Annotated in this window: 21 protein-coding genes; 6 read left to right on the top strand and 15 right to left on the bottom strand. The window is 71.1% G+C overall.

The window, feature by feature from the left end:
* Positions 1 to 32 precede the first annotated feature (32 nt).
* From OG223_RS32320 to OG223_RS32310, 3 genes are all read right to left on the bottom strand, one after another.
* Positions 33 to 506, bottom strand: a complete 474-nt coding sequence (locus OG223_RS32320; RefSeq protein WP_329256133.1) for a helix-turn-helix domain-containing protein — start codon at positions 504 to 506, stop codon at positions 33 to 35.
* Positions 507 to 781: 275 nt separating this feature from the next.
* Positions 782 to 1,234 carry a DUF3017 domain-containing protein gene (locus tag OG223_RS32315; RefSeq protein WP_200690380.1) on the bottom strand — a complete coding sequence of 151 codons (453 nt, stop codon included), beginning with the start codon at positions 1,232 to 1,234 and terminating at the stop codon, positions 782 to 784.
* Positions 1,235 to 1,274: 40 nt separating this feature from the next.
* On the bottom strand, positions 1,275 to 2,129 hold the full coding sequence (locus OG223_RS32310) for a bifunctional methylenetetrahydrofolate dehydrogenase/methenyltetrahydrofolate cyclohydrolase (RefSeq protein WP_329256129.1): 855 nt from the start codon (positions 2,127 to 2,129) through the stop codon (positions 1,275 to 1,277).
* 229 nt (positions 2,130 to 2,358) lie between these two features.
* Between OG223_RS32310 and OG223_RS32305 the strand changes: the two genes are divergently transcribed.
* Both OG223_RS32305 and OG223_RS32300 read left to right on the top strand, forming a co-directional pair.
* On the top strand, positions 2,359 to 2,973 hold the full coding sequence (locus OG223_RS32305) for an RDD family protein (protein ID WP_329256128.1): 615 nt from the start codon (positions 2,359 to 2,361) through the stop codon (positions 2,971 to 2,973).
* 195 nt (positions 2,974 to 3,168) lie between these two features.
* A complete protein-coding gene (locus tag OG223_RS32300) occupies positions 3,169 to 3,651 on the top strand; it encodes an ALF repeat-containing protein (RefSeq protein ID WP_329256126.1) in 483 nt (160 codons plus the stop codon).
* On the opposite strand, the gene OG223_RS32295 is transcribed toward OG223_RS32300, so the two are convergent.
* On the bottom strand, positions 3,648 to 3,851 hold the full coding sequence (locus OG223_RS32295) for a DUF397 domain-containing protein (RefSeq protein WP_329256124.1): 204 nt from the start codon (positions 3,849 to 3,851) through the stop codon (positions 3,648 to 3,650). The two genes, OG223_RS32300 and OG223_RS32295, sit on opposite strands and share 4 nt — an antisense overlap.
* Positions 3,832 to 4,683 carry a helix-turn-helix domain-containing protein gene (locus tag OG223_RS32290; RefSeq protein WP_329256122.1) on the bottom strand — a complete coding sequence of 284 codons (852 nt, stop codon included), beginning with the start codon at positions 4,681 to 4,683 and terminating at the stop codon, positions 3,832 to 3,834. The genes OG223_RS32295 and OG223_RS32290 overlap by 20 nt, the downstream gene beginning before the upstream one ends.
* A 110-nt stretch (positions 4,684 to 4,793) precedes the next feature.
* Between OG223_RS32290 and OG223_RS32285 the strand changes: the two genes are divergently transcribed.
* Complete coding sequence (locus tag OG223_RS32285) at positions 4,794 to 5,003, top strand: hypothetical protein (protein ID WP_329256120.1); 210 nt, start codon at positions 4,794 to 4,796, stop codon at positions 5,001 to 5,003.
* Positions 5,000 to 5,449: an ATP-binding protein gene (locus OG223_RS32280; protein WP_329256118.1), complete on the top strand. Its 450-nt coding sequence runs from the start codon at positions 5,000 to 5,002 to the stop codon at positions 5,447 to 5,449. The genes OG223_RS32285 and OG223_RS32280 overlap by 4 nt, the downstream gene beginning before the upstream one ends.
* Here OG223_RS32280 and purH read toward each other — a convergent pair.
* Both purH and purN read right to left on the bottom strand, forming a co-directional pair.
* The gene (purH, locus tag OG223_RS32275) at positions 5,421 to 6,986 is read right to left on the bottom strand and encodes a bifunctional phosphoribosylaminoimidazolecarboxamide formyltransferase/IMP cyclohydrolase (protein ID WP_329256116.1); all 1,566 of its coding nucleotides are present in this window, start codon (positions 6,984 to 6,986) and stop codon (positions 5,421 to 5,423) included. The two genes, OG223_RS32280 and purH, sit on opposite strands and share 29 nt — an antisense overlap.
* Positions 6,983 to 7,612, bottom strand: a complete 630-nt coding sequence (gene purN / locus OG223_RS32270) for a phosphoribosylglycinamide formyltransferase (RefSeq protein WP_329256114.1) — start codon at positions 7,610 to 7,612, stop codon at positions 6,983 to 6,985. Before purN ends, purH begins: the two co-directional genes overlap by 4 nt.
* Positions 7,613 to 7,944: 332 nt before the next feature.
* Here purN and OG223_RS32265 point away from each other — a divergent pair, with 332 nt between their 5' ends.
* Entirely contained in the window at positions 7,945 to 8,715 is a 771-nt protein-coding gene (locus OG223_RS32265) for a hypothetical protein (protein WP_329256113.1), read from the top strand.
* A gap of 13 nt (positions 8,716 to 8,728) precedes the next feature.
* Here OG223_RS32265 and OG223_RS32260 read toward each other — a convergent pair whose 3' ends face one another.
* Positions 8,729 to 10,492 carry a cell division protein PerM gene (locus OG223_RS32260; protein ID WP_329256111.1) on the bottom strand — a complete coding sequence of 588 codons (1,764 nt, stop codon included), beginning with the start codon at positions 10,490 to 10,492 and terminating at the stop codon, positions 8,729 to 8,731.
* Positions 10,493 to 10,588: 96 nt separating this feature from the next.
* Here OG223_RS32260 and OG223_RS32255 point away from each other — a divergent pair, with 96 nt between their 5' ends.
* Positions 10,589 to 11,701, top strand: a complete 1,113-nt coding sequence (locus OG223_RS32255; RefSeq protein WP_329256109.1) for a sigma factor-like helix-turn-helix DNA-binding protein — start codon at positions 10,589 to 10,591, stop codon at positions 11,699 to 11,701.
* Positions 11,702 to 12,010: 309 nt separating this feature from the next.
* Here the strand turns inward: OG223_RS32255 and sucD are convergent, their stop codons facing one another.
* The 7 genes from sucD to OG223_RS32220 form a co-directional block, all read right to left on the bottom strand.
* Positions 12,011 to 12,895: a succinate--CoA ligase subunit alpha gene (gene sucD / locus OG223_RS32250; RefSeq protein ID WP_019055633.1), complete on the bottom strand. Its 885-nt coding sequence runs from the start codon at positions 12,893 to 12,895 to the stop codon at positions 12,011 to 12,013.
* Between the two features lie 21 nt (positions 12,896 to 12,916).
* Entirely contained in the window at positions 12,917 to 14,095 is a 1,179-nt protein-coding gene (gene sucC / locus OG223_RS32245) for an ADP-forming succinate--CoA ligase subunit beta (protein WP_329256107.1), read from the bottom strand.
* A gap of 412 nt (positions 14,096 to 14,507) precedes the next feature.
* Positions 14,508 to 14,684, bottom strand: coding sequence for a hypothetical protein (locus OG223_RS32240; protein ID WP_329256105.1), 177 nt, complete (start codon positions 14,682 to 14,684; stop codon positions 14,508 to 14,510).
* 80 nt (positions 14,685 to 14,764) lie between these two features.
* On the bottom strand, positions 14,765 to 15,601 hold the full coding sequence (locus tag OG223_RS32235) for a hypothetical protein (protein WP_329256103.1): 837 nt from the start codon (positions 15,599 to 15,601) through the stop codon (positions 14,765 to 14,767).
* Positions 15,602 to 15,686: 85 nt separating this feature from the next.
* Entirely contained in the window at positions 15,687 to 16,877 is a 1,191-nt protein-coding gene (locus OG223_RS32230; protein ID WP_329256101.1) for a VWA domain-containing protein, read from the bottom strand.
* Complete coding sequence (locus tag OG223_RS32225; protein ID WP_329256099.1) at positions 16,874 to 17,041, bottom strand: hypothetical protein; 168 nt, start codon at positions 17,039 to 17,041, stop codon at positions 16,874 to 16,876. The genes OG223_RS32230 and OG223_RS32225 overlap by 4 nt, the downstream gene beginning before the upstream one ends.
* Entirely contained in the window at positions 17,038 to 19,407 is a 2,370-nt protein-coding gene (locus tag OG223_RS32220; RefSeq protein WP_329256097.1) for a DUF5682 family protein, read from the bottom strand. The genes OG223_RS32225 and OG223_RS32220 overlap by 4 nt, the downstream gene beginning before the upstream one ends.
* Positions 19,408 to 19,451: the final 44 nt, after the last annotated feature.

Here is a 19,451-nt window from a genome sequence, read left to right as displayed (position 1 = left end):
TTGGCCGGGTCCGCCGCGCACAAGCAATCGTGTCAATGCGTCGACACAAGGGTCACGACTCCCGCGACAGCCACGAGAAGGAGGAAGAGCAACAGCGCCACCGCATACCGGAGCAGTAGTCCACCGGGCCCCCGCTCCGGCTCCCCGGGCGGCGTGTCCCACCAGGGCAGGGTCGGGTCGTCCCGGTACTCGTCCCGGCCTTCGCCCTCACCCTCCGCCCGCGCCGGGACCGGCTCCGGGCGGGGCCAGGCCTGGACCGCCAACTCCCAGCGCACACCGATGCGTTCGGCGTCGACACCGGCCACCCGGCACAGGGCGACGACGGCCTGCCGGGGCGGGGGCTGGGTGGCGTTGAGATAGCGGTGCCAGGAGGACTTGCTGTACGCGGTGCGCGCGCCGAGCGCCACCAGGCTCAGCCCGGTGCGGTCCTTGAGGAGGCGCAACTGCTCCACGAAGTGCCGTACCTCCGCCGGGAGTTCGTCCGGCAGCGGCTGCCAGCCGCCCATCGCACCTCCCCGACGCCCTCGGTACCTCGCCGGTATCCCCGGCGTCCCCATATGCCCGCTCCGAGCAAAATGACGACATCGGAAGGGGAACGGTTCCCTCGTCGCCACGCGGTGCGGACCGCGTAGCGAAACGGTCACCTCCCTGCCACAGCGCGCCGACAGCCGTTGAACAGCGCGCTCACACGTCGGCACAGTGAACGCAGACGGCGGCGCGTCCTTGCTCGGGGGAGAGGACGGGCCGCCGTCGTGTGTCACGAACTGCGGGGCGCCGGGCGCTAGTTGCTGTTGACCGTGTAGTGCAGCGTGTCCTTCAGGAACGGGATCGTCAGCCACGGCTTCGGCTGCGCCATCAGCGCCAGCAGGACGATCGCGAGGCCGAGCACGCCGTAGGTGACGATGTCGGTGAAGCGGGAGCGGACGGCGAGCATGCCGACGCCCGGCATGACCCAGCGCAGGACGGCGCCGGCCAGCAGCGCGGCGCCGATCAGGAGCGTGCCGTAGCGGAAGACGTCGAAGGCGGTCAGGAGCAGGCCGAGGCCGACCGTGCCGAGGACGGCGAGGATCGGCCACTGGCGGGCCGGGGCCGGGGCGTCGCCCGGGGCGGCCCGGCCGCCGCCCTCGGGGCGGGCGGTGTCGCGGGTGAAGAGGGGGAAGCGGCGGGTGGTGCGGCGCGGCCTGCCCTCGGCGTCGGGCGCGCTGACGGGGTCCGTGACCTCGATGTCGTCCACACCCTCACCGCGGTCCTTGGTCTCAGGGCTTTCAGGGCTGTCAGGCGACACTGCGCTCCGCCGCCTCGACCACGTTGACGAGGAGCTGGGCGCGGGTCATCGGGCCGACTCCGCCGGGGTTCGGGGAGATCCAGGCGGCGACCTCGGCGACGCCCGGGTGGACGTCTCCCACGATCTTGCCGTCGGCGTTGCGCGAGACACCGACGTCGAGGACGGCGGCGCCCGGCTTGACGTCCTCGGGCCGGATCAGGTGGGCGGAACCGGCCGCGGCGACGATGATGTCCGCGCGCTTGAGGTGCGAGGAGAGATCACGCGTACCCGTGTGGCACTGGGTCACCGTCGCGTTCTCGCTGCGCCGGGTGAGGAGGAGGGGCATCGGGCGGCCGATGGTGATGCCGCGTCCGACGACCACGACCTCGGCGCCCTTGATCTCCACGCCGTGGCGGCGCAGCAGGGTCAGCACACCGTTCGGGGTGCAGGGCAGCGGGGCGGGCTCGTTCAGGACGAGCCGGCCGAGGTTCATCGGGTGCAGGCCGTCGGCGTCCTTGTCCGGGTCCATCAGCTCCAGGATGCGGTTCTCGTCGATGCCCTTGGGGAGCGGGAGTTGGACGATGTAACCGGTGCAGGCGGGGTCGTCGTTGAGCTCGCGGACGACGGCCTCGATCTCCTCCTGGGTCGCGGTGGCGGGCAGTTCGCGCTGGATCGACGCGATGCCCACCTGGGCGCAGTCCCGGTGCTTGCCGGCGACGTACTTCTGGCTGCCGGGGTCGTCCCCGACCAGGACCGTGCCGAGGCCGGGCGTGACGCCCTTCTCCTTCAGCGCCGCCACGCGGGCGGTCAGATCGGACTTGATCGCGGCTGCGGTGGCCTTGCCATCGAGAATCTGGGCTGTCATGGGCCCATCCTCGCGGATGACGCCGTCATGGTTCCAATCCGGGTACCGAATGATCAGGATGTTGCACTTACACAACGCCTACGGAATGCAACTGGACAAAAAGTCGCCCCGAAGAGAACGATGAACGGCGCACCACCGCGGTAGGTGTTGGGGGGCAAACCGCTCATCTCGTGATGTACCTCCGCGCAATCCGCGTCGTCCCCGCAGTGCCAACGGAGGAAATCCCGTCATGAGTTACGACCCGAACAACCCCTACGGGCAGCAGCCACCGCAGAACCCCCAGCCGGGTTACGGCCAGCCGCAGGGCCAGCCCGGCTACGGCCAGCCGCAGGGTCAGCCGGGATACGGCTACCCGCAGGGCGCCCCCCAGGGTGTCCCGCCGCAGCAGGGCTACGGCTATCCGCAGCAGCCGGGCTACCCCGGCTACCCGCAGCAGGGTTACGGCGCGACCCCGCCGTTCGCGAACTGGGGTCAGCGCTTCCTCGGCACGCTGGTCGACGGCCTCATCTACCTCGTGCCGTACGTCCTGTTCATCGTCGGCCGCAGCAGCGACAACGCCGCGCTGACGGGCATCGGCGGCATCGTCGTCTTCGGCCTGTTCGTCTGGCAGTTGATCCGCGAGGGCCGCACCGGCCAGACCGTGGGCAAGCAGGCGCTCGGCATCCGTCTGGTGCGCGAGAACACCGGCCAGCCGCTCGGCATAGGCATGGCGTTCGTCCGCCGCCTCGCCCACTTCGTCGACTCCATCGCCTGCTACCTGGGCTGGCTGTGGCCGGCGTGGGACGCGAAGCGTCAGACGTTCGCGGACAAGATCTGCGGCTCGATCGTGATCCGCACGCAGTAACTCGCCTGATCGGCAAGCTTTTTGCCCGGGGCCGGGTCACCACGTGGTGACCCGGCCCCGGCGCGTTTCTCCGCTCTACGGCAGGAACGGCGGCGGCAAGACTGCCTGTACGCGGCAATGACTTCGTGGGCGGCCCGGTGCGACGATCACCGCTCGCACAAGTCCAGTTCCCGTTCCCGTGAGGCAGGTTCACCAGTGAGACCGATCCGCCGAGCCGTCCGCCACACCGCCCTGCTCGCAGCGGCCACAGCCGTCACTCCGATCCTCCTGCTCGCGACACCGGCACACGCGGCCGACGCGACATCCGCATCCACGTCAGCATCCACGTCCACCGCCGTGGCCACGTACACCCCGGTCGACCCGACGACCGTCGACACCATGTCGGACGACGACCTCCGGATCGCGGTCCTGCGCATCCTGGCGGACCCCGACTCCGGCAAGGCCGTCACCCGCGCGGCCAACGCGGCCCTCAACGGCACGGTGGACGACCTGCGGACCTTCCTGAAGACGGGTTACCGCCTGGCCCAGGCCGAGGACGACCGCGTGGCCGCCTTCCGCATCCTCGCCGACCCGACCATCAGCCCCGCATTGCGCGCGGCAGCGGAGGCGGCGATCGATGGGACGCCGGAGGAGTTGCGGTACTTCATCGAGGTGGGGCAGTACGAGGTGGACAGCTAGGCAGTACCGGCCCAGTCGACGAAGGACGCCCAGGCGACGCCGGAAATGAGCAAAGCGGAACCGTCCGGGACCTTGGAGTCCCGGACGGGGACGATGCCGGGGAGGTCGTCGCGGACCTCGACGCAGTCGCCGCCGCTGCTGTTGCTGTAGCTGCTCCTACGCCAAACAGCGGTGCTCAAGTCAGGCCCTGTGCTTGCCATTTCTGTGATCCTCCGCCGCTTGCTCGATCATGTCCAGGGACGTCTCCGGCGGTAGTGCCGCGGCCCTGAGCAGATCGTACGACCTGCGGTAGTCCTTCACGAGGGCTGGATAGTCGATCAGTTGGCCACTGTGCAGGCCCTCCGTGTACACCACGGGCGGCGCGTCCGGAAAGGTCATCACCTTGATCATGCCCATCATGAGCGGGTAGGCCACCGTCGTTTCCGGAAGGACCTGCAGAACGCCTTGCGTGGAGCGAACCACCTGCGCGATGTGTTCCAACTGCGCCGCCATCTCGTCGGACGGCAACAGCGGCTTGCGAATCAGCTCCTCCCGGACAATCGCCCAGAACGACGGACGTTCCTCCCGCCCCCAGAGCTTCGCGCGCGCGATGCGTGCGTTGACCTGCGCCTCGACGGTGTCGGATCGCAGCCATGGGCTACCAGTCCGAATGACCTTCAGGGCGTACGCCTCCGTCTGCAACAGTCCCGGAAGTAGCGCTGGCGCCCACTCTTCAATCGACTCCGCGAACTTCTCCATCTCGGCGACATCCGCGAAATACTCCGCATGCCCCGACTGCTTCGCCTTCCGCGCGTCTTCACAACGCCGCTCGAAAAAGCCGTCCGTGCCAAGCCTCTTATCGACGTGCTGGGCCAGATCCAACGGCATTCGCCGCTCACCGCGCTCGATCTGGCTCAAAAACGGGACGCCCCGAAAGCTTCCCTCCGCCAACTGTTCGAGCGTGAGGCCGGCCGCTTCCCTCTTGAAGCGCAACTCCGCGCCGTAGAAGGAAGGCACATTCGCCGACGCGTCGGTGTCCTTGCGTGGGGGCACAACTCACCACCGCCTTTTGCCAGTTCCCGGGTGCAACCCAAACCTCTGTCACGGTACGAGATTCCGCGTCACTCTGTGAGCAATTCGTCACAGAGAGAGGCGTACGGCAAATGATCAGCCCCTACTCCCACGAGGCCAACAGCGAAGTGGCCGAACTCCAGGCCGCGTTGAAAGCGAACGGAATCACCCTGCCGTCCCTCGGCCTCGACCTCCCCTCGGTCGTCCAGAGTTACGGCCCCCCACTCGTCGAACTCGGGAACTGCAACCTCGACACCGCCCGCGCCCTCACCGCCGCCCTCCGCAAGGCGGCCGGCCGGTGACGCCGCTCGCCCTGGAACTCCTCGCCGTCCCCAAGGCCGTGCCGGAGGCCCGCCGTGCCGTACGGGAACACCTCGGCGTCCCGTGTCCCGAAGTCCAGCTCTGTGTCAGCGAGTTACTGACCAATGTGATCCGGCACCTCGGCGAGGGCACACCGGTGACCCTGCGCATCACCCGCACCCCCAGCCGTATCCGCGTCGCCGTCACGGACCCGGAGCCGTACGCCTGGCTCGTCGTACGCGCGGCCGGGCCGGAGGACGAGAACGGCCGCGGCCTGCTGCTGCTCGACGCGGTCGCGGCGCGCTGGGGCGTGGAACAGGGGCCGGAGGGCAAGACGGTGTGGTGCGAACTGCCACCGCCCGAGCCGCCTCCGGCCCCTGTTTCAACTCCCGCGTCGATCCCGGAGGATCTGGCTGATGTCAGTGGAAGAAGTGCCGCGTCCCCGTGAAGTACATCGTGACGCCCGCCTTCTTCGCCGCCTCGATGGTCAGCTCGTCGCGGAGCGAACCGCCGGGCTGGACCACGGCCTTGACCCCCGCGTCGGTGAGGACCTCCAGGCCGTCCGGGAACGGGAAGAACGCGTCCGAGGCCGCGAACGAACCGCGCGCCCGCTCCTCCCCCGCCCGCTCGACGGCCAGCTTCGCGGAGTCGACCCGGTTGACCTGGCCCATGCCGACGCCGACCGAGGCACCGTCCTTGGCGAGCAGGATCGCGTTGGACTTCACCGCGCGGCAGGCCTTCCACGCGAACGCGAGGTCGGCCAGGTCGGACTCGGAGAGCGCCTCGCCCGTCGCCAGCGTCCAGTTGGCCGGGTCGTCGCCGTCGGCCTGGAGCCGGTCGGTGACCTGGAGCAGCACGCCCCCGTCGATCGGCTTGACCTCGACCGCGTTCGACGGGCCGCCCGACGCCTTCAGCACGCGGATGTTCTTCTTCTTGGCGAGGATCTCCAGCGCGCCGTCCTCGTAGCCGGGCGCGACGATGACCTCGGTGAAGATCTCCGCGACCTGCTCGGCCAGCTCCTTCGACACCGGCCGGTTGACCGCGATCACCCCGCCGAACGCGGAGAGCGGGTCACACGCGTGCGCCTTGCGGTGCGCCTCGGCGACGTCCGAACCGATCGCGATACCGCACGGGTTGGCGTGCTTGATGATCGCGACACAGGGCTCGGCGTAGTCGTACGCGGCCCGGCGCGCGGCGTCCGTGTCCGTGTAGTTGTTGTACGACATCTCCTTGCCGTGCAACTGCTCGGCCTGCGCCAGGCCACCGCCACTGCCGTCGACGTAGAGCGCGGCCGGCTGGTGCGGGTTCTCGCCGTAGCGCAGGGTGTTCTCGCGCTCCCAGGTCGCGCCCAGGAAGTCCGGGAACCGCGACTCGTCGACGGGCGCGTAGGACGACGCGAACCAGCTCGCCACCGCCACGTCGTACGACGCCGTGTGCTGGAAGGCCTCCGCGGCCAGCCGCTTACGGGTGTTGAGGTCGAAACCGCCGTTCTGTACGGCGTTCAGGACATCGGCGTAGCGGGCCGGGCTGGTGACGACCGCGACCGAGGGGTGGTTCTTGGCGGCGGCGCGGACCATCGACGGGCCACCGATGTCGATCTGCTCGACGCACTCGTCGGGGGACGCGCCCGAGGCGACCGTCTCCCGGAACGGGTAGAGGTTGACGACCACGAGGTCGAAGGGGGCCACGCCCAGCTCGTCGAGCTGCTGACGATGGCTCTCCAGGCGCAGGTCGGCGAGGATGCCGGCGTGGACCTTGGGGTGCAGGGTCTTGACCCGGCCGTCCAGGCACTCGGGGAAGCCGGTCAGCTCCTCGACCTTGGTGACGGGGACACCGGCCGCGGCGATACGGGCGGCGGTGGAACCCGTGGAGACGAGTTCCACGCCCGCCTCGTGCAGGCCGCGTGCCAGCTCTTCCAGGCCGGTCTTGTCGTAGACACTGACCAGCGCGCGACGGATGGCTCGCTTGTTGCTCTCGGCGGTCACTGGATAACTACCTTTCGTCCCTCAATGCGATAGCCGTTGCGGGCGAGCCGCCCCACGACATCGACGAGCAGCGTGCGCTCGACTTCCTTGATGCGCTCGTGCAGAGCGCTCTCGTCGTCCTCGTCCCGGATCTCCACCACGCCCTGAGCGATGATCGGCCCGGTGTCGACGCCGTCGTCGACGAAGTGGACGGTGCAGCCGGTGACCCGGGCGCCGTACGCGAGTGCGTCGCGTACGCCGTGGGCTCCCGGAAAACTGGGCAGCAGGGCGGGGTGCGTGTTCACGACCCGGCCGCCGAAGCGGGCCAGGAACTCCTTGCCCACGATCTTCATGAACCCGGCGGACACGATCAGGTCGGGCTCGTACGCGGCGGTCGCCTCGGCCAGCGCCGCGTCCCATTCCTCACGGGTCGCGAAGTCCTTCACCTTGCACACGAAGGTGGGCAGCCCGGCACGCTCGGCACGGGCGAGCCCCTCGATGCCCGCCCGGTCCGCGCCCACGGCCACGATCTCGGCTCCGTACGCCTCGGTACCGGCATGCTCGACGGCGTCGAGGAGCGCCTGCAGATTCGTACCGGATCCGGAGACCAGCACGACAAGGCGCTTGGCCACGGGCTTGGCGGCCACGGCGGGGCCCTTTCTCGGGGGAGCGTCTTCACACGGCCGACTCGCGCGTCCACTCGTACGTCCGCTCGTGCGTTCATACGAATGCTTCGCGCCCCGGGATACGGGGAAGTCTACGAAGCGGCCGACCGTCAGCAACGATACCGGCACACCGGACAGCCCCCACGGGACGGGGGCGTGGCCGGAAGGTAGCGTCTGGGGAGAGCGGGTTCGGGAACGCCGTTGTCGTGCGAGGCGTTCACGTACTACCAGCTCGAGTCGGAGAGACGTATTCACCAAGCACACCCGCCAAGCCCGTCCACCAAGCACATCCACAAGGGGAAGACGCTCATTTGATGCCGGACCGCAGCCTGCGACTTCTCACGTTCCCGCCGCAGTCGGTGCTGCTCCGGGAGCGGCCCTCGTCGCCGCCCGACGCGCCCTCGGAGGGGAAGAGCGGTGCGGGGCAGGACGACAACCCCTTCGCGCCGCCGCCCGAGGGCACCCCGGACCGCCCGTGGCAGCCGCGGCGCCCGGAGGGTCGCGACGGCGGCGACGCCCCGCAGGGTGACGGCGGCCGTTCGCCGTGGGGCAGTCAGTGGAGCGATCAGCAGCCCGGCCGTTCCCAGGGCGGCTTCGGTGACCGGCCCGGTGGCACCGGCGGTCCCGGCGGACAGGGCGGGCCCGAGGGCCCCGCCGGCGGTCCCGGCCAGGGAGGCATGCGCTGGGATCCGACGGACCCGGCCCAGCGCCGCGCCCGTTACGCCCTGCTGAGCGGCATGTGGGCCTTCTTCTTCGCGCTCTTCAGTTGGCCGTACGTGGCCCTGCTGCTGGGCGCGCTGGCCCTCTACTGGGGCGGCAGCGCCCTGCGCGCCAAGCCCCGCCCCGGCGACCCGGACACCCCGGCCACGCCCGAATCCCAGGCCCGCCCCCAGACGACGGCGGCGGTGAGCGGCCTGGTCACCGCGTCCCTGGCCATCGCCCTGGTCGCCGCGATGTTCGTCGCCCAGCTCGCCTACAGCGACTACTACACCTGCGCCAACGACGCCCTCACCAACGAGGCCAAGCAGTCCTGCAACCAGTTGCTGCCGAAGGATCTGCGGGGGCTGCTGGGCACCGCCAACTGACGGACGCCGCCGGTCAGTTCGGCTCGGGCTCGCCCGGTTCTTCCGGTTGCTCCGGTGGTGTGGACGCCTCCCTCAAGGCCGCCCAGCGGGCCTCGCGGGAGGCGTCGTCGTACCAGGGCGTGAGCGAGGGCGGGTCGAACGTCGGGTCGTGGTCGTAGGCGATGTACGGCTGGTCGACGGGGGCCGGGAACGGCACGGAGACAGGCACAGGTCCAGGGACAGGGACCGGTACAGATACCGGCTGCTCCGCCTTCGGCTTGCGGGTGAACCAACCCCGGCCGACCGTGAACGACCTCCGGAACCAAGATCCGTCAGCAACGGCCGGCGTCTCCGCCTCGGCCTCCCGCGGCTTCCCGATCGTCGACGTCCCGATCGTCGGCGTCGGCACCCGCCGCTCCAGCAGCCGCCACGCCCGCAGCCCCACCGCCGTGGGCACCGCGACCACCGCGATCCACCCCAGCGCCGCGCCCCCGGTCTGCCACCACACCGGCCCGAACCGCGCGAGCGCCGCACCCCCGAGCGGCCCGCCGGACAACTCCGCGAACACAGCCAGCGCTACGGCACACAGGGCCGCGGCGAGGAACGCGGTGGCGGCGGTACGGCCTTGCGCCCAGGGGGCCGACGTCGACTGTTGACGGAGCCCGGCGCCGACCGCTTTCCGCTTCCGCTCCTCCGACAACTCGCCCCCGCCATCGCCCCGTTGACCCACCGCGACCCGTGCCACGAACCACCCCGCCGTCACCCCGGCCGTCACCGGCACCAGCACGGCGAGCCAGTTCAGCGGGGTCCCGGTGCCCGCGTCCGGGACCGCGGCGAGGAGCGGGAAGGGCGGGAGGAGCGGGGCCGGGGCCGAGGAGAGCGGGGCGACCGTGTGGTGCACTCCGAGCACGAATCCGGGGCCGAGGCCGTACGCCGCCGACCACACCGCCGCGTTCGGGAGCAGCGCGAGGCAGAGCAACAGGACGGCGAACCGGCCCGACAGACCCTCCGTCAACTGGAGGAAGGACGTCCGGGCCGCGCCGCCGTGCCAGACCAGGGACGCCCCGAGCAGCAGCGCCCCGCCCCCGACGAGCACCGCCGTGGCGAGGCCCGCGGCGCGTGCGGCGGTGCCGATGCGGGCCCGGGACTCGCGCGCCTCCGGGCCCAGGACGAGCCGTCGCAGCCCGGCCGGCAACAGGACCAGCAGGCTCAGCACGGGTTCGCGCGGGCGCCCGTACGCCGTCCACACGCCCGACCCGGCCGCGCCCGCGGCGAGCAGCGGGAGGCAGACCGCGGTCCAGCTCCAGGAGGGGGAGAGTTCGCCGCCGGACGCGTAGAGGGCGGCGGCGGTGCCTACGGCGAGGTAGCCGAGGGCGACGCCGGTCCACGCCGTACGGGCCGGGACCGGCGGAATGTCGGTGGCGTCGGCCGCACCGCCCAGCACCGCGTGCCGTGCCGCCCGGTGCAGCAGCCACAGCGGCACGGCGAGGAGGAGCAGCGGGGTGACGCCGACAGGGGCCGGGACTCCGGTGAGGGTGTCGGCGCGGACCAGTTCGACGCCGTGCGCCAGCAGCCACAGGGCGGCGGCGATGTGCAGGGCGCCGCCGGGTCCGCTGTCCGGGTACGGCGAGCTGATCCACAGCACCATCACGAGCACCGCGAACGAGCCGAGCCCGAGCCCCGCCGCGACCGCGCCACCCAAGAGGCTGGCGGCCAGTCCGGGGGATCGGTCGCGCATCCGGGTGAGCAGGGGCGACAACGACGGTCGGCGGTGGGTCATCGGCATCACGACCGCCATGCTCCCAACGACACGCGCTTTCTCGTCGTAACAGGCGAACCTCCGAAGTGTCGCTCAATATACATTTATGTACTTTTTCGTACGAAAGGGCGTCCGGTGACGCAGACCCCTGCAACCCCGCTCCCTCCGCCCAAGGAACGCCGACGCCTGCGCGAGGCGGGCTCGCTGACACAGGCTCAGATCGCGACAGAGGTGGGCGTCAGCCGCGAGACGGTGCGCTCGTGGGAGAGCGGCCGCACCACACCACGCGGCCGGAAACGGGAGGCGTACGCGAAATTGCTCACCAGCCTGAGTGAAGACACCCCCACCGAAGAGCAACTCCCCGCCGAAGAAGCCGTGGAGGAAACGGCGGAGATCGCGGGGTTGGCGGCGACGGTGACGGAGCCTCAGCCGACACCACCACCGCCCGCTCCCCTGACGCCCGCTCAGGCCTTCGACGCGCTCTACGCGTTCTGCGCACCCGCCCTCGTACGGCAGGCCTATCTGCTCACCGGGCGGCGCGAACTGGCGCGGGAGTCCGTCGAGCGGGCCTTCCAGGTCGCCTGGCAGCGCTGGCCCGAGGTGGCGGTCGACCGCGACCCGGCAGGCTGGGTGCGCTCGGTGGCGTACGAGTACGCCCTCTCCCCCTGGCACCGGTTCCGCCCCAGATACCGCCACCCGGAACCCCCGCCCCCGGCCCCCGCCGACCGCGCCCTGCTGACCGCCCTCCTGAAACTCCCGCCGTCGTACCGCCGAACCCTCCTCCTCTACGACGGTGTGGGGCTCGGTCTCGCGGAGACCGCGGCGGAGACGGAGGCGAGCACGCCGGCCGCGGCGAACCGGCTGCTGCACGCGCGCGAGGCGCTTGCCGCGCAGCTCCCCGAGTTGTCGGAGCCGACCGAGTTGCAGCGGCGGATGACCGAACTGGCCTCCACGGGGCGGCTGCACGCGGCCAAGCCGCCGGTGGTGCGGTTCGTCGGCGAACGCCGGACCGTGTTCTGGACCCGGGCGGCGATCGCGTTCACGGTCGCGATCATCGGTGCGACGACGTTGACCGTGCGGACGGCGCCCACGCATTACGAGCCGCCGGTGCCGTTGGGGCAACGGGTGGAGGGGGTGCCTGCGCGGGTGGTGCAGGGGGCGTTGTCGGCGGCGGAGGTGGAACTACGGGACCGGCTGCGGACCGGGATGACGAGCGGTCCGGAGAGGCTGGCACCGCTGAGTCGGTAGTTCGCCGGCCGCGGCCCGGTGGGGCCGGGCCGCGCAGTTCCCCGCGCCCCTCAATCGCAGGCCGGCTTCACAGGGGCGCGGGGAACTGCGCGACCAGCCACGACGCACCCGCACCCACACCCGCCCGACAACCGAACCCGGCACCCCGTAAAGCGAGATGGGCCGGCCTGCGTTTTTAGGGGCGCGGGGAACTGCGCGACCAGCCACGACGCACCCGCACCCGCCGGACAACCCGCCCCGGCACCCCATGACGCGCGATGGGCCCGCCCCCACACAGGGAACGGGCCCATCAACGTTCAGCGGAGAAACTCAGCCGGCCAGGATCTCGCGGGCCAGCTTCGCCGTCTCCGTCGGCGTCTTGCCGACCTTGACGCCGGCGGCCTCGAGGGCCTCCTTCTTCGCCGCGGCCGTACCGGAGGAACCGGAGACGATGGCACCGGCGTGGCCCATGGTCTTGCCCTCGGGCGCGGTGAAGCCCGCGACGTAACCGACGACCGGCTTCGTGACGTTCTTCGCGATGAAGTCCGCGGCCCGCTCCTCCGCGTCGCCACCGATCTCACCGATCATCACGATCAGGTCGGTGTCGGGGTCGGCCTCGAACGCGGCGAGCGCGTCGATGTGCGTCGTACCGATGACCGGGTCGCCACCGATGCCGACGGCGGACGAGAAGCCGAGGTCACGCAGCTCGTACATCATCTGGTACGTCAGCGTGCCGGACTTCGAGACCAGACCGATACGGCCCGGCTTCGTGATGTCGCCCGGGATGATGCCGGCGTTCGACTGGCCGGGGGTGATCAGACCCGGGCAGTTCGGACCGATGATCCGCGTCTTGTTGCCCTTCGCGACCGCGTACGCGTAGAACGCGGCCGAGTCGTGGACGGCGATGCCCTCGGTGATGACGACCGCGAGCGGGATCTCGGCGTCGATCGCCTCGACGACGGCGGCCTTGGAGAAGGCCGGCGGTACGAAGAGGACGGATACGTTCGCGCCCGTCTTCTCGATCGCCTCGGCGACCGTGCCGAAGACCGGGATCTCGGTGCCGTCGACGTCGACGGACGTGCCGGCCTTACGGGGGTTGACGCCACCGACGATGTTGGTGCCGTCGGCCAGCATGAGCTTGGTGTGCTTCATGCCCGTGGAGCCGGTCATGCCCTGGACGATGACCTTGCTGTCCTTGGTGAGGAAGATAGCCATGGCTGTTTTGTCCCTCGTCCCTTACTTCGCAGCCGCGAGCTCGGCGGCCTTGTCGGCCGCGCCGTCCATGGTGTCCACGCGCTGGACCAGCGGGTGGTTGGCGTCGGAGAGGATCTTGCGACCCAGCTCGGCGTTGTTGCCGTCGAGGCGGACGACGAGGGGCTTGGTGACTTCCTCGCCCTTGTCCGCGAGGAGCTGCAGCGCCTGCACGATGCCGTTGGCGACCTCGTCGCACGCGGTGATGCCGCCGAAGACGTTGACGAAGACCGACTTGACGTCGGGGTCGCCCAGGATGATCTCCAGGCCGTTCGCCATCACGGCCGCGGACGCGCCGCCGCCGATGTCGAGGAAGTTGGCCGGCTTCACGCCGCCGTGGGCCTCACCGGCGTACGCGACGACGTCCAGGGTGCTCATGACGAGACCCGCGCCGTTGCCGATGATGCCGACCTCGCCGTCGAGCTTGACGTAGTTGAGGTTCTTCGCCTTGGCGGCGGCCTCGAGCGGGTTGGCGGAGTCGTGGTCGATCAGCGCCTCGTGCTCCGGCTGACGGAACTCGGCGTTCTCGTCCAGCGACACCTTGCCGTCGAGCGCGATGACACGGCCGCCGGCGACCTTCGCGAGCGGGTTGACCTCGACGAGGAGGGCGTCCTCCTTGACGAAGGTGTCCCACAGCGTCACCAGGATCTCGGCGACCTGCTCCGCGACGTCGGCCGGGAACTTGGCCTGCGCGACGATCTCGCGGGCCTTCTCGATGGAGACGCCTTCGTTGGCGTTGACCGGGACCTTCGCGAGGGCCTCGGGGTTCTCCTCCGCGACGACCTCGATCTCCACGCCGCCCTGGACGGACGCCATGGCGAGGAAGGTGCGGTTGGTGCGGTCGAGGAGGTACGAGACGTAGTACTCCTCGACGATCTCGGGCGCGGTCTCGGCGATCATCACCTTGTGGACCGTGTGGCCCTTGATGTCCATGCCGAGGATGTCCGTCGCACGCGCGACGGCCTCGTCCGGGGTGGCGGCGAGCTTCACGCCACCGGCCTTGCCACGGCCGCCGACCTTCACCTGGGCCTTGACGACGGACTTGCCACCAAGACGCTCGGTGGCTGCGCGGGCCGCCTCAGGCGTGTCGATGACTTCACCGGCCAGCACCGGTACATCGTGCTTGGCGAAGAGGTCCCTCGCCTGATACTCGAACAGGTCCACGCGCTTCCGTCCTCAGTGATATCGCGGTTCGTTGGATGCGTGGGCGTGCCGCGAAGGGCAACGTGACGTCCGCTGTCACAAGGGAGGCGCACACGGTGACCGAGCGCGCGGCATGTCCGCCTCGCAGGTTATCGCTGCTTGCAGAGGGCCTCTAAATCGAGGGTCACACCTGAGCGGTGATACCTGTCACATGATGCCGGGATTCGTGACACGGAGTGCCGCGGACGGGGCTTGTGGGCGGTCGCTCAGGTGGGTCGTTTCGGGCGGGTAGCTCGGCCAAATCGTTCGGGCAGGCCGTTCGGGCGGGGTCCCACCGGGTTGGGGCTGGCCCGGCGGGACCCCTTACCGCGAGACGCACCCCGGACAGACCGACGGCATTCGGCCGTCCGGGGTCACTGCCTCACGGAGTCGGTTACTCCCAGTGCCGGACGGCGGTCCGGGCGCAGACATTGCGTGCGGCCCGTGCGCCCTGGATGGCCGCGGCGGCCCTGACCCTCGACTCTCTCGGGACGGAGACCACGGCAGCGACGACACGTCGCCGGAGTTCGGCCGGGGTGACGTCGGTGTTCTCGTTCATACGTGTGCTCATGCGCGCGTCGGTTCCTCAGGCATCGCGAAACGGGAGGTATGGCGGCATTCCTGGCAGCTCAACTGCCGGAAAGGGCCTGCCTAGCCTGGGAAGACGGGAACGTCCCGGTACCTGTCCCGGGCCTCTGCCACGCCCGCACACGCGACGACACCGGGCACGAACCGCACGGCCACGCGGATGTCCAAGCTCACGGCGTGCGCGTCACAGTGCCGCGAGGTGCCGTTGTCCAGGGCCGACTGGTTGCGCGGGGCGCCATCCCGGCCGCCGTCGGGTGCCTGGGGCACGGGGGTGTGTCCGACGGACGGGACACCGTGTAAGGCCGCATGCCTTACGGCGCCGACCGCATCGACAGCGGCGACGATGCGCGGCCCGTACGTCACGCCTACGCCGACCGCCGCCTCGGCATGCCTCGCATCCGAACGATGCCCACCGCTCGAAGCCTGCGGGGCGGACCGGACGGGTACGGGTGCCGGCACCGGCGTCGGCGCCGTGTGCGCTGGAGGCGCCTGCACCGGAGGCACCGGCAAACTCGGCACCGCGGGGAGTGAGGGCAACGTGGGCACGGCGGGCAACGAAGGCACCTCGGCCAACACCGCGGTCACCGTCTTCGCCACCACGTCACTCACGGGCCGCACGACCCGCTCCACGGCGTCCGAGACCGGAGCCAGGACCGGAGCGAGAACAGGAACAGGAACCGGAACCGGCTTCACCACTGAAGCCACCGCCGGAATCCCCGGCTTGCCGAGACTCACCGGCTTTCCCGGAACCCCGTCCACCGCCTGCGCCTGCCCCCCGAACACAGCGCCGAGCACGAACAACCCGCCTACCAGCAGGGCGACTTGGAGCACACGCCGCCCAACCGCCGTACGCATCACGCGCAGGGCGGCACCGGGCATCGCGGCGGTGGACCAGATCATGAGGCGACGATCCTTGCACGGGCCGCCCGAGGACGCGCAACCCCCCTGCCCCTCAAGCCCGTTCATCACCACCAACGCCTGTTCGTCACGCGGTGTCCGGTATCGGCAACGGTCGCTTCTCGATCGCCGCAGCCATCACCTCCGGGAACAGATCGGGCGTACAGGCGAAGGCCGGCGCCCCCAACGCGGCCAGCGCGGCGGCGTGTTCGCGGTCGTAGGCCGGCGCGCCCTCGTCGGACAGCGCGAGCAGCGTCACGAACTGCACCCCCGACGCCTTCATCGCCGCGACCCGCTTGAGCATCTCGTTCCGTATCCCCCCTTCGTAGAGGTCGCTGATCAGCACGACCACCGTCTCCGCGGGCCGGGTGATCTGCGACTGGCAGTAGGCCAGCGCCCTGTTGATGTCCGTGCCGCCGCCGAGCTGGGTCCCGAAGAGCACGTCCACCGGGTCGTCGAGCTGGTCGGTGAGGTCGACGACCGCCGTGTCGAAGACGACGAGCCGGGTGTTGATCGACCGCATGGACGCCAGCACCGCCCCGAACACGGAGGCGTAGACGACGGACGCCGCCATCGACCCGGACTGGTCGATGCAGAGGACGACCTCCTTCTTCACGGACTGGGACGCCCGCCCGTATCCGATCAGCCGCTCCGGCACGATCGTCCGGTACTCGGGCAGGTAGTGCTTGAGGTTGGCCGCGATCGTGCGGTTCCAGTCGATGTCGTGGTGGCGCGGCCGGTTGATACGGGCGCTGCGGTCCAGGGCGCCGGTGAGGGTGGCCCGGGTGCGGGTGGCGAGCCGCTTCTCCAGGTCCTCGACGACCTTGCGCACCACCGCCCGCGCCGTCTCCTTCGTGGTCTCCGGCATCGCCTTGTTGAGGGAGAGCAGCGTGCCGACGAGATGCACGTCGGCCTCGACCGCCTCCAGCATCTCCGGTTCGAGGAGCAGCGCGGACAGCCCGAGCCGGTCGATGGCGTCGCGCTGCATGACCTGGACGACAGAGGAGGGGAAGTACGTCCGGATGTCCCCGAGCCAGCGCGCGACGGACGGCGCCGACGCCCCGAGCCCCGCCGAACGGTCCTTCCCCGCCCGCCCCTTGTCCCCCCTGCCGTACAGCGCGGCGAGCGTCCCGTCCATCGCGGCGTCCCGCCCGGACAGCTCGCACCCGGTGCCGTCGGCGGCGTCGCCCCCGAGCACCAGCCGCCACCGCCGCAACCGCTCCTGGCCGGGTTGGCCGGGGTCCGCGACCCCGCCGGCCGCGACCGCCTCGACCGTCATCCGCGCACCCCCGCCGTACGCAGCCCTTCCCACAGCGGTACGACCCGCACGGCCGTCGCCGGGCAGTTGTTCTCGGTACGACGCCCACGCACACCCCCACCGGCACCCGCCACCTGAGCCCGCTCCCCCGGCCTCCTCATGCCCTGCCTGCCGTTGTTCGTCATCCCGCCACCCCCACAAGCTCGTTGTCGTCCAGCCCCAACAGCAGCCGCAGCACCGGCACCACCGCATCCGCGCGCCCGGCGTCCAACTCCGTCCCGAACCCGGGTATCCCGGCCGCCGTCGCCGCCGTACCCACCTGCTTCCCCGGTCCGCGCCGCACCAACTCACCGAGTGTCCTGCGCACCCCCGGCTCGTACGACGAGAACGTTCGCCTCAGCAACGGCAGTACGTCGGTGAACGCCTCCGCCGGCACCCCGGTCAGCCACGCGTCCACCAGCCCGAGCAACCGCTCGTCGTGCACGAGCAGCAGCCCGCCCCCGCCCCCGACAAACCCCTCGACCCACGCGGCCGCGTCCGCCGGCGGCGTCCCCGGCGAGAGCACCAGCCCCATCAGCCGGGCCGCCTCGTCCGCCTCCAACTCCCCCTCGTCCAGCAGAAGTCGTACGGCACGCCCCCGGATGACACCCGGCACGGTGTCCCGCGCGGAGAGCGTCCGCAGCACCGCACGCCAACGGTCCCGCAGGTCACCATGACCGGATCCCGGTCCGGTTCCGGAGGCGTCGCCCAACAGCGCCACCGCCCCGTGCACCGCATCCACATGCCCCCGCATCTCCTCCGCGGCATCCGCGTCGAGGGCCGCGCAGGCCGGAGGCAGGCCGACGAAGACGCGCTCGGCGAGGCCCGCCGCGACCTCCGTCAGCGCGGCCGTGTCGGTGCCGCGTACGTCGCCGTAGCGCAGCGAACGGACCAGGGCGGGCAGGGCCTGTGCGAGATGGCCGACGTCGGTGTCGAGGGCCGCGCGGTCTGCGAGGGTCTTCATCACCACCGGGAGCGCGTCCGGCAGTTCGGCCAGCAGGCAGTGCTCGGCGAGTGCGGTGACGTCGGCGAGGCTCTGCGCCCCGGTGGCGTCCGCCGCCGCCTTCGCGGTCGCCGCCGCGAGCACCGTCGTGCCCCACACCCCCGCCTCGGCGACCCGCACCGCCAACTCCGGCTCCCAGCGCAGCCGCCAGGTCTCCCGGAACGTACCCGTGCTCCCCCGCGAGGCGACCGGCTCGCCCCACTCGACACGCAGCAGCCGCAACCGGTGCAGAAGCCTGCTGCGTCCGGCGTCGATCTCCTTGCGCAGGTCGAGCTCCAACTCCCGCTCCAGCGCCTCCGGTTTGATCCGCAGCCTGCGCTGCGACCGGTCCAGGTCGCGCTGCAACGGCACGGCCGGCGCACCCGGCGGTACCTCGCCGAGCACATCCCCGACCACGAGCCGGTCGTGCACCAGCGACAGCGGGACGTCCGAGCCGTCGCCCATCACCGCGCGCACCGCGTCGGTGGTCTCACCGAGCCCCGGCAACGGACGGCCGCGCATCACCGCGAGCGTCTCCGCCAGCCGTACCGCCTCGATGACATGGGCCGGGGAGACGATCCGGTCCTCCTCCCGCAGCAGCCCCGCCACCTTCGTCATCCACCGCTCGACCGGCCGGTCCGGCGCGCCGAACAGATGGCCGTACCAGCCCGGCGAGTCGATCCCCGCGCCGTACCCACTGGCCCGCGACAGCCGGCGATGCGTCCACGGCACCCAGGTCAGCTCGGCCTTGACCTTGGGCAGCCCCTTCAGCAGCGCACGGTCCGCGGCGACGGCGGTCTTCTGCCGCAGCGCGGGCGCATGCCAGGCCCCGCACACCACGGCCACGTCGTCCTCGAACTCCCGCTGCGCCGCCCGCACTTGGAGCCGCATGTACGCCTCGCGCACAAGATCCCGGTCGTGCCCGCCGACCCCGTACGTCTCGCGCAGCGCCCCCATGGCCTCCTCCAGCGCGGTGAACGGCGCGAACGCGTCCCGCTCCCCCACGCCCCGGTGCTCGACGACGTCCTCCCACCAGCGCTCGGGATCGTCGTAGCCCGCGGCCTCGGCGAGCACGGCGAGGGGGTCCACTCGGAGGTCGGGGCCGGGCTCGGGCTCGGGGTCGTCGCTCCGGTGCGGCGGCCGCTCCTCGCCCGTGGGCTCGTCCTCCGTGTCGCCGTCCCTCCCCCAGGCCAGGGTGTGGGCGGCCGGGAGGTCGATGAAGCGGGCCGGGACCTCGTGTTCCAGGGCCCAGCGGATCGCGACCCACTCCGGGGAGAACTCGGCCAGCGGCCAGAAGGCCGAGCGGCCCGGCTCGTCCACGGCGTGGGCGAGGAGCGCGACCGGCGGCCGCATGTCCTCGTCGGCGGCCAGCGGGATCAACGCGTCGGCCTCCGGCGGCCCCTCGATCAGCACGACCTTCGGCCGGGCCGCCGCCAGCGCCGCCCGCACGGCCCGCGCCGAACCGGGCCCGTGATGCCGCACCCCGAGCAGCAGCGGCCGGCCGCCCCGACCCTCCTCAGTTCCCGCCACTTCGTCCCCCTCGCCCACGGATCAGACTCCAAGCGGAGTCGTCG

Source organism: Streptomyces sp. NBC_01478 (genome assembly GCF_036227225.1).
GTDB lineage: Bacteria > Actinomycetota > Actinomycetes > Streptomycetales > Streptomycetaceae > Streptomyces.
Note: the sequence above shows the minus strand (reverse complement) of the source record. Positions and strands in the feature narration are given on the sequence as shown.